Below are 12,843 nucleotides of genomic sequence, written 5' to 3'. Positions count from 1 at the left end.
CCTTCAGGGGTTGGGATAATGAATCGCGTCGTGAAGGGCTTGTTGATCGCCGGTGTCTCGCTGGGTGTGCTGGGTATGGCCGCCGCCGGGGGCGCCTGGGTCTATTTCAGCAAGGACCTGCCTGACCATACGACGCTGGCCAATTACAACCCCTCCGTCGCCACCCGCGTGCATGCGGGTGACGGGCGTCTGGTGGCGGAATTCGCCAGCGAGCGGCGGGTGTTCGTGCCGTTCGCGGCCATTCCCAAGCGGGTGACCAACGCCTTCATCTCCGCCGAGGATCAGAATTTCTACACCCATCACGGGGTGGACTGGTTCGCGGTCCTGCGTGCGCAGGTGCAGAATGTGAAGAATATCGGCCAGGGCCGCCGCCCCATTGGGGCCAGCACCATCACCCAGCAGGTGACGCGCATCTTCCTGCTGTCGAACGAGGTCTCCTACGTCCGCAAGATCAAGGAAGCCATCCTGGCCGGTCGCATCGAAGAGGCGATGGGCAAGGACAAGATCATTGAAATCTATATGAACGAGATTTTTCTGGGCAACCGCGCTTATGGCGTCGGTGCGGCGGCCTTGAACTATTTCAACAAGTCGATGGATGAGTTGACCATCGCCGAAGCCGCGTTCCTGGCCAGCCTGCCCAAGGCGCCGGACCGGTATTATCGCGAGCGGCACCGCGACGCCGCCATCGCCCGCCGTAACTACGTCATCGGTCGCATGGAGGAGGATGGTTACATCAGCCGGGAGGAGGCGGAGGCCGCACGGGCAGAGCCTCTGACCTTCGCCGACCGTTCCAACGACAGCAATGTCCGCGCCGATTATTTCGTGGAGGAGGTGCGCCGCGAACTGGCTAAGCTTTATGGTGAGCAGACGCTTTATGCTGGTGGCCTGTCGGTACGCACCACGCTGGACCCCGATATCCAAGCGGCGGCATCCACGGCACTGCGCAATGGTCTCTTGGCCTATGATCGCCGCGACGGCTGGCGCGGACCTATCACCCGCTTCGACAGCCTGGATGGCTGGCAGGAGCAGTTGGAGGACGTACGCACCCCGCCGGGCGGCGAGGAGTGGGACCTGGCCGTCGTTCTGTCAGCGGGGGCTGACGCGGTGGAGGTCGGCTTGGCCGATGGCTCCAAGGGGCAGATCCCGCTGTCGGAACTGAAATGGGCGCGCAAGGTCAAGGACGGCAAGTTCGTCGGTCCCAGCATCCAGAAGGCATCCGACGCCCTGTCGCCGGGTGAGGTGGTGCTGGTCGAGCCGCTGGACGAAAAGGCCAGCAGCCTGGGCCTTCGCCAGATCCCGGAGGTGCAGGGCGCGCTTGTCGCCATGGACCCGCATACGGGCCGCGTTCTGGCCATGTCGGGCGGGTTCAGCGCCCGGATCAGCGTGTTCAACCGCGCCACCCAGGCCTATCGCCAGCCGGGTTCCGCCTTCAAGCCGTTTGTCTATCTGGCTGCGTTGGATCAGGGCTTCACGCCCAGCACGCTGGTGCTGGACGCCCCCTTCGCGCTGGATCAGGGCGGTGGATTGGGCAAGTGGAAGCCGTCTAACTACACCGAGAAATATTATGGCCCGACCCCGCTGCGCGTCGGGATCGAGAAGTCGCGCAACGTCATGACGGTGCGGCTGGCACAATATATCGGAATGGACCCGATTGTGGATGTGGCCCGCCGTTTCGGCATCAAGGACGATCTGCAGCCCACCTTGTCCATGGCGCTGGGGGCGGGGGAGACGACGGTTCTGCGCCTGACCGCGGCCTATTCCATGCTGGTCAATGGCGGGCGCAAGATTGAACCCAGCTTCATCGATCGGGTACAGGACAAGGCAGGCAAGACTGTCTATCGTCATGACACACGCGATTGTGCCGGGTGTCAGACGGTCCTGCCCGTGGCTGCTGCCGTGCCGCCGGGTTCGGTGCCTGTCACGCCAGTGGCCCCAGTCGTGGCGCCAGTGGCCGCCGATCCCGACACCCTGCCGTTGATCCCTGATCCACGCGAACAGATTGCCGATCCGCGTACCGTCTATCAGATTGTGTCCATGCTGGAAGGCGTGGTTCAGCGCGGTACCGGCGTGCGCCTGCGGGAGATTGGCAAGCCTCTGGCCGGCAAGACCGGTACGACCAATGATGCCATGGATGCCTGGTTCGTCGGCTTCTCTCCCGATCTGGCGGTGGGCATCTTTGTCGGTTACGACCAGCCGCGTTCCATGGGTGACCATGAAAGCGGGTCGACCATCGCGGTGCCCATCGCCAAGGATTTCATGTCCGCCGCGCTGAAGGATGCGCCGGCCACGCCGTTCCGCGTACCGCCCGGCCTGCAACTGGTTCGTATCGATCCGGAAACCGGGAGGCCGGCATCGCCGGGTCAGCGCAACGCCATCTGGGAAGGCTTCATTCCAGGGACCGAGCCAAAGGGCCAGCAGGGCGTTCTGGACGGCGGTGATGCCGGTGCCGGCTTTGTCCAGGGACAGCCACAGCCGACGGGCACCACGCCGCAGCCGACCGTCGGCACCGGTACGGGTGGCGTTTACTGATCGGCATAAAATCGAATCCCGCGTCGGGTTTCAATTGGATGATTGTCCGTCGGTGTCAAGAGATCGCGGCTGTGATCTCTTGATATCAACCAATCTTTAACCATGTTCAACTTCGTTTGTCCGTTTGACAGGGGCTGATGTCTTTGTATAGTGCCGGCCCTTTTGCCTGCTCTGCTGCCCATGCCTGCCGATCCCGCCACGCCGCTATCGTTCAACCGTCTGCATCTGGTCCGTACTGCGGGCGGGGCGGAGGCGTTGCGCCGTGGGGTGGCGGCCCTGTCGGATGCGGATGTCCGGCATCTGGCCCGGTCCCTGGAATTCCAGGGGGTGCTTGAGGGGGAGGCGCCCGATCTGCTGTCCACCCTGCGACCGCGCCTGCGTCAGGTGCAGCCCGAACGGGTGGGGTCGGTGGAGCGCATGTGCTGGCGCCCCCTGGAACGCTTCCTCACCGATCAGACAGAGGTGGTGACAGGGGCGCCCTGGATCGTGCCGCGCCGTATGCTGCGCCCCCTGTGGGAAATGGTAGAGGCGGCGAACGCCGATCTGGTGGACCAGTTGCGCCGACGCCATCTCACCGCCTGTTTTGACGGGGACCAGATGGCGCTGGATCAGGTGGCGCATCAGGTGGTGGATCTGGCGGCCTTTATCCTGAACAATGCCATGAATATCCCGGCCCGTCTGAAACTGTCGGCGGCGGAAACGGCGGTGGTGCGCTTTATCGCGCGGGTGCTGAAATGGCACCGGCTGGTCATGCCGAATGTTCGCTATTTCCAGCAGGCACAGGCCCGGCAGAGCAATCAGGTGCAGGCGTTACGGCTTTATACGAACTGGTACAGTGTATTCGAACTGCTGGATACGCAGTTTGATCTTTATGTCCTGTACCTGTTCGAGATGACGCCCAACCCGGTCGATGTCATTGACGCGTTCCCCTTCTATTTCGATACGATGACGGAACCGTCGGGTCTGGCGGTGCAATGGCTTCACCACCGGCTGGACCATCTGGCCGCTGATGTGGCGACTTTATTGGGCCGCCCGCCGCGTACGCAGCCGACAGAGGTTCTATTGAACCTTGCCGACCGGGTCTTTGCCCTGAACCACCTGGTCATCCGCCTGCGCCGCATCCCACTGTTCGGGACGGAAGGGGCGGGGGCGGAAGGGTTGGTTCAGCTACTGCGCACGCGGCTTGGCTTCGACTCCGTCGAACGGCTGGGCGAGGCTTTGATGGACTGGCTACACGATGTGCTGATGGGGCCGGCAGACAAGCGCATGCGGGCCACCATGGTGCTGGGCCCGCTGGCTGGCATCTATCCGGCCTTGCTGATGCTGATCGACAGCGGCGAGCGCGGCAACCGGGCCCACAAGCTGCGCATGCGTCTCAGCGACAAGGCGGTGGACGATGTTGACCGCTACCTGCGCAGCCACGAGATGGCCCCCCAGGCCCGCCACACCACCGCCGCCAACATCGCTCCGGTCATGGACATGTGCCGCGCCTTCGGTAAGGCCGAAGCGGTGACGGAGCTGGAACGGCGGCTGCGGCGGTAATCCGGGTCAAACCCGATAGGCCAACCGCACGGCACCCCAGTGTTTCCCCGCGACGATAATGGGAGCGGAGCAGTCCTTCATCAGGGCGAAGGTGCCGTTGCCCATGTCGCGGCGATAGGCCTGCAGCAGGAACGGGTTGGTGTTGCGACCGGCGGCCAGGCCGACGCGGTCGTCGAAAATGCGGCGGTTGCGGCAATTGGCCGTGTTCCAGGCGACGTCGCCTGGCCGCTGCGGCTGGCTGAACTTGCGGTTATGGGTGGGCAGATAGCCGTTGCGATCCACCGCGGCACAGAACACCACCTTGTCCGACAGGGCCAGCGCCGGCTCCTGAATGTCGGGCAGCAGGCGGTCGGTCAGTTCGGTGAAGCGGGTGCGATGCTGTACCGGCTCGGTGCCAGGGATCGGCTGATACTTGTCGTCGAACAGGTCAGCCACGGTCAGGGTCCCGTCGGCGACCGCGCGTTCAAAGGCGGCGGCCATACGGGTAGCAATCTCGCGGGCGGTGCGGATATAGGGTGTATCCACCGTTTCCACATCCAGCTCCGCGCTGTGCCCGATCAACCGTTCGGACGTGGCAAGTAGCTTGTTCAGCCGATCACCGGCCACCGACAGGCTGCTGGCACTGTCCTTCACATCGCCGGCCAGCCCATCAATGCGGCCCTCCACGGTGGCGATGGAACCCGCGATGGCCTGGGCAGCGCGGTCAATATGGTCCTGCTGGCTGTCCACTTCGGCCATGGCCTTGTCCAGTGTGCTCATCACGTCGCCGATGCGGGTTGTGTCATTACGCACGGCGGTGGCCTTTGCAGCACCGGCTGCCCCCCTAGCGGCCAAAGCCTTCACCTGTTCGCCCAGGTCGCGCATTGTGGCGTCGATCTCCTGCGTCGCCTCCGCCGTTTTGTTGGCCAGGGCCTTTACCTCCGTCGCTACCACCGCAAAGCCACGCCCGGCATCGCCGGCCCGCGCCGCCTCAATGGTGGCGTTCAGCGCCAGAAGGTTGGTCTGCTTGGCGATGGTGTTAATCTCCGCCGCAACCCTTCCCACGCGGTTCAGCGCATCGGTCAGCCCCGCCAGTTGCCGCTCGATGCCGTTCACATCCTCTGCCAGGGCGCGGATATCGGCCAGGGCATGGTCCACCTGGGACCGGCTTTCCGCCACTTCCTGCCGTGCGCGAGTAGTCGCCTCGCGGGCGGCTGAGGCGGCACCAGTCACCTTCCTGTTGCCATCTGCCATCTCATGCGCCTGCCGGCGAAGTTCCTCAAAGATGGCGGCCTGCCGGGCGATGCGGGCGGAGACATCGCCGACATGGCCGGCAACATCGGCAATGGAAACGCCCAGCGTTCCCACCTCCTGCGCCAGTTCCGCAATGGCGTTCTGTGTCCGGTGCGTGGATGTGGCGGTGCCCTGCCAGTCAGCAGCCTGATCCATGATTCCTCCCGTTACCGGTGCCGGTGTTGTTCCGCTGATGGGCGGCAGCCCGGCTTTTGCCCTAACAGGTGATCATCCCATCCTTTCCTAACCAAAGGTATATAGGCTTTAGTCGATTATTGCGTCGCAGCAGAAAGAATTTTTCTGAATTTTCCATCAATGCTGCAGATTATGTCCAGCCATGTGCATCGGCGGCATCTGTCCCCAAGGCCTCGCGATGGACATGGGCGTCAGGGATTGCCATAAATCCCGCGAACAAATTCCAGGACCCTGGACGGGGTCGCACAAAAACGGATGGTCATTCAAATGGCTGATACGCAGTTCGACCTCGTCGTCATCGGTGCCGGTCCCGGCGGTTATGTTGCCGCCATTCGCGCCGCCCAGTTGGGCATGCGCGTCGCGGTCGTGGAAAAGCGCAAGACGCTGGGCGGCACCTGCCTGAATGTCGGCTGCATCCCGTCCAAGGCCCTGCTGGTCGCCTCGGAAAAGTTCAGCGAGGCCAAGCACCATTTGGGTGCCTTTGGCGTGAAGGTCAGCGGCGTCGAGCTGGACCTGCCCGGCATGATGAAGCACAAGGATGAGGTGGTGAAGTCCAACGTCACGGGCGTGGATTTCCTGTTCAAGAAGAACAAGATCACCCGCTTCACGGGTCTGGGTTCCATCAAGGCCGCCGGCATCGTCACCGTGACCAAGGATGATGGTTCGACGGAAGATGTGGCGACCAAGAATATCCTGATCGCCACAGGTTCGGATGTTGCGCCGCTGCCCGGCGTAACCATCGATGAAAAGCGTATCGTGTCGTCCGACGGCGCCATCGCCCTGGACACGGTGCCGGGTCGTCTGGTTGTGATCGGTGGCGGCGTTATCGGTCTGGAACTGGGCTCTGTCTGGCAGCGTCTGGGTGCTCAGGTGACGGTGGTTGAGTTCTTTGACCGCATCCTGCCGACCATGGATGGCGAAGTGTCCAAGCAGATGCAGCGCATCATGGGCAAGCAGGGCCTGTCCTTCAAGACCTCCACCAAGGTCACGTCCGCTGTGACCGAGGGTGAGGTGGTGAAGCTGACCATCGAAGCGGCTGCCGGCGGCAATGCTGAAACGCTGGAAGCCGATATCGTCCTGGTTGCCATCGGTCGACGTCCGTTCACCAGCGGCCTGGGCCTGGAGGCCGTGGGCGTGGCGCTGGATGAACGCCGCCGCGTGAAGATCGACCATCATTTCCAGACCAACGTCCCCGGCATCTATGCCATCGGTGACGTGGTGGCCGGCGCCATGCTGGCCCACAAGGCCGAGGAAGAGGGCGTGGTCTTCGCCGAAATCCTGGCCGGTCAGACGGGTCACATCAATTACGATGCTATCCCCGGTGTCGTCTATACGTGGCCGGAAGTGGCCTCTGTCGGCAAGACGGAAGAGCAACTGAAGGCCGAGGGTGTCGCCTACAAGGCCGGCAAGTTCCCCTTCACCGCCAATGGCCGCGCCCGTTCCATGAACGCCACCGACGGTTTCGTGAAGATCCTGGCCGATGCCAAGACCGACCGTATCCTGGGCGCCCATATCATCGGTGCGTCCGCCGGTGAGATGATTGAGGAACTGGGTCTGGCCATTGAGTTCGGCGCCTCTGCCGAAGATATCGCCCGTACCAGCCACGCCCACCCGACGCTGACCGAAGCCATCAAGGAAGCGGCTCTGGCCGTGGATGGCCGCGCCATTCATATGTAAAGGGTTGCAGTTTCGCTTGTCGATAAGGGCCGGGGCCAACGCTCCGGCCCTTTTTTTTTGGCCGCCTTGCAGCCTGTGCGGGGGAGGGTGGCGGAACGCCGCGCTTGGTTCGGGCGCGTGGGCGGCTTATGTTCTGGCCCCAGGCAATTCCCAAGGTCAGGGCCATGACGATCGAAGAACCCCGCGTCCGCCACCCGGAAAAGGTCAACCGCCCGGATAACCCGATCCAGCGCAAGCCCGACTGGCTGCGCGTGAAGGCGCCGACCAGCCGGGAATATGCGGAAACCCGCGACCTGATGCGCGGCCTCAAGCTGCATACGGTGTGCGAGGAAGCGGCCTGCCCGAACATTGGCGAATGCTGGAAGAAGAAGCACGCCACCTTCATGATTCTGGGTGCCATCTGCACCCGCGCCTGCGCCTTCTGCAATGTCGCGACGGGCAAGCCGCTAAACCTGGACCCGCATGAGCCGGAGAAGGTGGCGGAGGCCGTGGGTGGCTTGAACCTGGAACATGTGGTCATCACGTCGGTGGACCGTGACGACCTGCCCGATGGCGGGGCCGACCATTTCGCCCGCACCATCCTGAACATCCGCAAGACGGCCCCGGCCACCACCATCGAAATCCTGACGCCGGATTTCATGCGCAAGCCCGGTGCCGTGGAACATGTGGCCAAGGCCCGGCCCGATGTGTTCAACCACAATCTGGAAACCGTGCCGCGCCTGTACCCGTCCATCCGTCCCGGTGCCCGCTATTTCACTTCGCTGGCCCTGTTGCAGCGGGTGAAGGAGGTGGACCCGACCATCTTCACCAAGTCCGGCATCATGGTCGGTCTGGGCGAAACCAAGGAAGAGGTGGGGCAGGTGATGGACGATCTGCGCGCCGCCGACGTCGATTTTCTGACCATCGGTCAGTATCTGGCACCGACACCCAAGCATGCGCCGGTGGACCGGTTCGTGACGCCGGAGGAGTTCGAGAGCTATGCGACCCTGGCACGCGGTAAGGGCTTCCTGATGGTGTCCAGTAGCCCGCTGACCCGCAGTTCCTATCACGCTGGCGACGATTTCCGGAAGCTGCGCGCGGCACGTGAGGCCAAGCTGGCGGGCAGCCGCCCCGCCGCCGAATAAGCGTCCGACGCCTCATGCCTACGCACGCCGAACGGCGCATCCTGCCGCACACGCCGGAGCAGCTCTACGCGCTTGTCGCCGATGTGGAGCGCTACCCGGAATTCTTGCCCTGGGCCGTGGCCTGCCGCATCCGCAAGCGGCAGGATGCGGTTGTCTGGGCCGATCTGGTGATCGGCTTCAAGATGATCCGCGAGCGGTTCACGTCAAAGGTGACGCTGAACCCCGAGGCGCGCCGTATCGACGTGGAATATGTCGATGGGCCGTTCCATTACCTGAACAACCACTGGCAGTTCGAGCCGCACCCGGACGGCTGCGCCGTCGATTTCTTCGTGGATTTTGAGTTCAAGAACAAAGTGTTACAGACCATCATTGGCGCCCTGTTCAACGAAGCAGTCAAGCGCATGGTGGCGGCGTTTGAGGGGCGGGCGAAGCAGCTTTATGGCTAAGCCATTGCTCATTGCTGAACACTCGCAAAAGCCATTGCGACTGACGTCGCGTCGCCGATAGGCCGACGCCCCTCTCATACTCCGCGTCGTGCCAAATACCGCCCCATCCGGGTGTGCGGGCGATCAGCATCGCCCGATAGGGTTCTGTCGCACCTCAACAACCTCAGAAACAAACAGTGTCGGCCAGCCGCAGAATTCGGCCCGCCGCCACCCCTGACCGCGCCTACGCCGATGATTATCGCGATCTTCAGAAAACATATGAAAATTTATGTTTTACATAAAATGATGAATGAGATATAGAAAGCCTATGCCTGCTGCACAAGGAGTTTGAGAGAATGTCACTGCGTGTCCTGAACTGGATTTTGACGGCAGCCATCTGGCTGCTCGCTTTCGGTATCGTGCTGATCCTCGGGGTCAGCCTTTACGGAGGCTTGGCCGATAAACCGTGGTTCATGATGTTTCCGGTCATCTTGGGTTCCGCCGGTTCCACGGACCTGCTGGGTGAAGGGCAGGCAGTCGTCGGCCATCTGCTGGCTGACCGTGCCACCTTGAACGTTGCGGTGGACCAGATGTCGACGAAGTTTCTGTTCGGCGTTTCGGCGGCGCTGGTTGTCGGGCTGTGGCTGTACGCTGCCATCACCTTGCGGCGGCTGGTCGGGGATATTGCCGGCGGTGACCCTTTTGCAGAGACAGCTGCGCCGCGCCTGCGGTGGCTGGGTTGGCTGTTGATCAGTGTCAATGCCGTGACAGTGGTCACCAGCTGCATGTTGCCGTTGATCTTGTCCGGTCTCACTTTGGCCGACGGTCGCACACTGCTACCCACGCCTCTGCCGATGGGCCTGCCGGCCACGCCTTATGCTCAAGTCACTGTTGATATCAATGGCTGGCTGGCACTGTGCGGCTTGGTCCTGCTCGCACTGGCGGAAGCCTTCAATATCGGTCGCAACCTGAAGGCTGAAGGGGAGGGAATCATCTGATGGCCATCATCATCAATGTCGACGTGATGCTGGCGCGTCGAAAAATGTCGGTAACGAAGCTGGCGGAGGAGGTGGGGATATCCCTGACCAACCTCTCCCTGTTGAAAACCGGTAAGGTGAAGGGAATTCGCTTCGCGACCCTGAACCAGATTTGCACGGTCCTTAACTGTCAGCCCGGTGACATTCTGGAGTATCGACCAGATGAGCACCCGCCGGAACCGGGGGCGGGAGGCGACGACGGTTTTTGACAACAAAAAGGGGGCCAGAAGGCCCCCTTATTACATTCACTTAAAAATCACCGTCCGCGAGCCATCCATGATGATGCGGTGTTCAAGTTGCCACCGAACCGCCCGCGCCAGCACCGCGCATTCCACATCGCGGCCCATATCGACCAGATCTTCGGGCGTGTGGCTGTGGTCCACACGCTGGATGTCCTGTTCAATGATCGGGCCTTCATCCAGGACGTTGGTCACGAAATGGGCCGTGGCACCGATGATCTTCACGCCGCGCTCATGCGCCTGGTGATAGGGCTTGGCACCCTTGAAGCTGGGCAGGAAGCTGTGATGGATGTTGATGCAGCGGCCCGACAGCACCTCGCAGAATTCGGGCGACAGGATCTGCATGTAGCGGGCCAGCACCACCAGATTGGCGCCACTGTCCTGAATGATCTTGGTGAACTGTGCTTCCTGCGCGTCCTTGTTGCCCTTGGTCACGGGCAGGTGGTGGTAGGGGATGCCTGACCATTCCACGAAGCTGCGCATATCATCATGGTTGGACACCACCGCCGGGATGTCCATGCGCAGGCTGCCCGACCGCTGCCGGTGCAGCAGGTCATAGAGGCAATGGCCGAACTTAGACACGGCGATCACCACCTTGGGCCGCACTGACAGGTCGTGCAGTTCCCAATGCATGTCATACTGGCGCCCGATGGGGGCGAACCCTTCCTTCAGCGCGTCCAGATCGGGGAAATCAACCCCGTCAGCGCGGAACACGGTGCGCATGAAGAACAGGTTGTTCAGCGCGTCATTGAAATGGTTCGATTCCGTGATCGAGGCGTCATGCTTGGCAAGATAAGTTGATACCGCTGCCACGATACCTTTGCGGTCCGGGCACCGTACGATCAGCACATAAGGACCCTGCTCACCAATCACCGACATGTCGCGCACCCGTCACTTCAGCAAAAATTTGATCGGGCAGGAGAGTTGCGACTGGCGCGCGGGCTTGTCCATCCCCAGATTAGATAAAGGCGGCGAAAGGATGGCCGCCATGCAAAAACCGCTTGACGTGCGGGGAAGCTTAACTTACCTATTACGTAAACGTAAGCCACCTGTCAGCGACAAGGGCAGCTCTCATGCTGAACGCCATCGATCAGGCCAAGTCCGCCTATAACCCGGCGCAAACCTTCACCATCGGTCAGTTGGCCGACGAATTCGGCCTGACCCTGCGGTCGCTGCGGTTTTATGAGGATGAAGGTTTGATCTCGCCGGCCCGCATGGGCCAGACGCGAATCTATACCCACCGCGACCGCGCCCGGTTGAAGCTGATCTGCCGGGGCAAGCGGCTGGGCTTCTCCATCGGGGAAATAAAGGATTTCCTCGACCTGTATGACACGGACGAGGCGCAGGTGGAGCAAATGACCTATCTGCTGCGCCGGGCGCGCGACCGTATCGTGCATCTGGAGCAGCAGTTGCGCGATGTGCAGCAGACGCTCAAGGAACTGCATGAGATCGACGGCATGATCGTGTCGCATCTCCATTCCAAGGGTGTCCCGGTTCAAACCGAATAAGCGTCTTTTCCCGGGCGGAATGATTTCATACGCTCGTTTGAATGGTTTATCCTGTCCCCAGAATCAACGGTACCGTCCGACAGAGACGGGCCGCAGCCAACCCCAGGCGAGGAGTGCTCCAGAGATGAAGAACGTCGTGATTGCCGGTTACGCCCGGTCCCCCTTCCACATCGCTAACAAGGGCGAACTGACGAAGGTGCGCCCGGACGATCTGGCCGCCGCCGTTGTGAAGGAACTGCTGGCCCGTACCGGTGTTGACGGCGCCGCCGTGGAAGACCTGATCATGGGCTGCGCCTTCCCGGAAGGGGAGCAGGGCTTCAACGTCGCCAAGCTGGTGGCCATGATTGCTGGCCTGCCGCAGTCGGTGGCAGGCGCCACCGTCAACCGTTTTTGCGGTTCGTCGATGCAGTCGATCCATCAGGCCGCCGGCGCCATCGCCATGGGCGCTGGTGACTGCTTCATCGCCGCGGGCGTGGAAAGCATGTCCCGCGTGCCGATGGGCGGTTACAACCCGATGCCCAACGCTGTTCTGCATGCCGCCAATCCGGGCGCCTACATGGCCATGGGCATCACGGCGGAAAACCTGGCCAAGAAGTTCGGCTTCACCCGCGCCCAGCAGGAAGCTTACGCCGTCGAAAGCCACGCCAAGGCCGCCAAGGCCCAGGCGGAGGGCCGGTTTGAGGCTGAAATCGTCCCCATTACCGTCCCCGGCGGCAAGGTTGTGAGCCAGGATGGCGGTATCCGCGCTGGCACGACCGCTGAAGGTCTGGCGACCCTGAAGCTGGCCTTCGACGCCGAGAACGGCACCGTTACCGCCGGCACCTCCTCGCCCCTGACCGATGGGGCCTCGGCCACGCTGGTCTGCTCGGAAGATTTCGCCAAGGCCCATGGCCTGAAGATCCTGGCCAAGATCCGCTCCATCGCCGTGTCCGGCTGCGATCCCACCATCATGGGCTATGGCCCGGTCCCGGCGTCGAAGAAGGCGCTGGCCCGCGCCGGCCTGACCATCGCCGATATCGACATTGTTGAAAGCAACGAGGCGTTCGCCGTGCAGTCCATGACGGTCGCCAAGGAACTGGGTCTGGACGCTGCCAAGGTGAACCTGGATGGCGGTGCGCTGGCGCTGGGTCACCCGTTGGGCGCCACCGGTGCCCGTATCACCGGCAAGGCCGCCAGCCTGTTGCAGCGTGAGGGCAAGGCCCTGGCGCTGGCCACCCAGTGCATCGGCGGCGGTCAGGGTATCGCCACCATCCTGGAAGCGGTCTGATCGGCGGCTTCGAGCGGGAGGAAACACC

General features: G+C 62.4%; 11 protein-coding genes. 9 read left to right on the top strand and 2 right to left on the bottom strand.

What is annotated here, in order from left to right:
* The first annotated feature begins 18 nt into the window (after positions 1 to 18).
* Together C0V82_RS05035 and C0V82_RS05030 are read left to right on the top strand one after the other, a co-directional pair.
* Positions 19 to 2,529, top strand: coding sequence for a penicillin-binding protein 1A (locus C0V82_RS05035; RefSeq protein WP_102111383.1), 2,511 nt, complete (start codon positions 19 to 21; stop codon positions 2,527 to 2,529).
* Positions 2,530 to 2,679: 150 nt separating this feature from the next.
* Positions 2,680 to 4,071, top strand: a complete 1,392-nt coding sequence (locus tag C0V82_RS05030; RefSeq protein ID WP_102111382.1) for a hypothetical protein — start codon at positions 2,680 to 2,682, stop codon at positions 4,069 to 4,071.
* A 6-nt stretch (positions 4,072 to 4,077) separates the two neighbouring features.
* Here C0V82_RS05030 and C0V82_RS05025 read toward each other — a convergent pair whose 3' ends face one another.
* Positions 4,078 to 5,499 (bottom strand): methyl-accepting chemotaxis protein, encoded by a 1,422-nt coding sequence (locus tag C0V82_RS05025; protein WP_102111381.1) that lies wholly within the window; start codon positions 5,497 to 5,499, stop codon positions 4,078 to 4,080.
* 306 nt (positions 5,500 to 5,805) lie between these two features.
* Between C0V82_RS05025 and lpdA the strand changes: the two genes are divergently transcribed.
* The 5 genes from lpdA (at position 5,806) to C0V82_RS05000 (ending at position 10,010) form a co-directional block, all read left to right on the top strand.
* A complete protein-coding gene (lpdA, locus tag C0V82_RS05020; protein WP_102111380.1) occupies positions 5,806 to 7,215 on the top strand; it encodes a dihydrolipoyl dehydrogenase in 1,410 nt (469 codons plus the stop codon).
* Positions 7,216 to 7,379: 164 nt separating this feature from the next.
* Positions 7,380 to 8,339, top strand: a complete 960-nt coding sequence (gene lipA, locus C0V82_RS05015; protein ID WP_102113253.1) for a lipoyl synthase — start codon at positions 7,380 to 7,382, stop codon at positions 8,337 to 8,339.
* 14 nt (positions 8,340 to 8,353) lie between these two features.
* Positions 8,354 to 8,785, top strand: a complete 432-nt coding sequence (locus tag C0V82_RS05010) for a type II toxin-antitoxin system RatA family toxin (RefSeq protein WP_102111379.1) — start codon at positions 8,354 to 8,356, stop codon at positions 8,783 to 8,785.
* A gap of 335 nt (positions 8,786 to 9,120) precedes the next feature.
* On the top strand, positions 9,121 to 9,762 hold the full coding sequence (locus tag C0V82_RS05005; protein WP_102111378.1) for a DUF2975 domain-containing protein: 642 nt from the start codon (positions 9,121 to 9,123) through the stop codon (positions 9,760 to 9,762).
* Positions 9,762 to 10,010 (top strand): helix-turn-helix domain-containing protein, encoded by a 249-nt coding sequence (locus C0V82_RS05000; protein WP_102111377.1) that lies wholly within the window; start codon positions 9,762 to 9,764, stop codon positions 10,008 to 10,010. Before C0V82_RS05005 ends, C0V82_RS05000 begins: the two co-directional genes overlap by 1 nt.
* Before the next feature lie 36 nt (positions 10,011 to 10,046).
* Here C0V82_RS05000 and purU read toward each other — a convergent pair whose 3' ends face one another.
* Positions 10,047 to 10,919 carry a formyltetrahydrofolate deformylase gene (purU, locus tag C0V82_RS04995; protein WP_102111376.1) on the bottom strand — a complete coding sequence of 291 codons (873 nt, stop codon included), beginning with the start codon at positions 10,917 to 10,919 and terminating at the stop codon, positions 10,047 to 10,049.
* A gap of 194 nt (positions 10,920 to 11,113) precedes the next feature.
* On the opposite strand from purU, the gene C0V82_RS04990 reads away from it, so the two are divergent.
* Both C0V82_RS04990 and C0V82_RS04985 read left to right on the top strand, forming a co-directional pair.
* Complete coding sequence (locus C0V82_RS04990; protein ID WP_102111375.1) at positions 11,114 to 11,548, top strand: MerR family transcriptional regulator; 435 nt, start codon at positions 11,114 to 11,116, stop codon at positions 11,546 to 11,548.
* 124 nt (positions 11,549 to 11,672) lie between these two features.
* Positions 11,673 to 12,815 carry a thiolase family protein gene (locus C0V82_RS04985; protein WP_102111374.1) on the top strand — a complete coding sequence of 381 codons (1,143 nt, stop codon included), beginning with the start codon at positions 11,673 to 11,675 and terminating at the stop codon, positions 12,813 to 12,815.
* The last annotated feature ends 28 nt before the right edge of the window (positions 12,816 to 12,843 follow it).

Origin of the sequence: Niveispirillum cyanobacteriorum (genome assembly GCF_002868735.1) — a bacterium.
GTDB classification, from domain to species: domain Bacteria; phylum Pseudomonadota; class Alphaproteobacteria; order Azospirillales; family Azospirillaceae; genus Niveispirillum; species Niveispirillum cyanobacteriorum.
The sequence above is the reverse complement of the archived record's forward strand: the minus strand, read 5'-3'. Positions and strand labels throughout refer to the sequence as shown.

What these genes read in the sequence shown, in the direction of transcription:
- C0V82_RS05035 (WP_102111383.1), top strand. Translation starts at nt 19, where the DNA reads ATGAATCGCGTCGTGAAGGGCTTGTTGATCGCCGGTGTCTCGCTGGGT.
- C0V82_RS05025 (WP_102111381.1), bottom strand. Translation starts at nt 5,499, where the DNA reads ATGGATCAGGCTGCTGACTGGCAGGGCACCGCCACATCCACGCACCGG.
- lpdA (WP_102111380.1), top strand. Translation starts at nt 5,806, where the DNA reads ATGGCTGATACGCAGTTCGACCTCGTCGTCATCGGTGCCGGTCCCGGC.
- lipA (WP_102113253.1), top strand. Translation starts at nt 7,380, where the DNA reads ATGACGATCGAAGAACCCCGCGTCCGCCACCCGGAAAAGGTCAACCGC.
- C0V82_RS05010 (WP_102111379.1), top strand. Translation starts at nt 8,354, where the DNA reads ATGCCTACGCACGCCGAACGGCGCATCCTGCCGCACACGCCGGAGCAG.
- C0V82_RS05005 (WP_102111378.1), top strand. Translation starts at nt 9,121, where the DNA reads ATGTCACTGCGTGTCCTGAACTGGATTTTGACGGCAGCCATCTGGCTG.
- C0V82_RS05000 (WP_102111377.1), top strand. Translation starts at nt 9,762, where the DNA reads ATGGCCATCATCATCAATGTCGACGTGATGCTGGCGCGTCGAAAAATG.
- purU (WP_102111376.1), bottom strand. Translation starts at nt 10,919, where the DNA reads ATGTCGGTGATTGGTGAGCAGGGTCCTTATGTGCTGATCGTACGGTGC.
- C0V82_RS04990 (WP_102111375.1), top strand. Translation starts at nt 11,114, where the DNA reads ATGCTGAACGCCATCGATCAGGCCAAGTCCGCCTATAACCCGGCGCAA.
- C0V82_RS04985 (WP_102111374.1), top strand. Translation starts at nt 11,673, where the DNA reads ATGAAGAACGTCGTGATTGCCGGTTACGCCCGGTCCCCCTTCCACATC.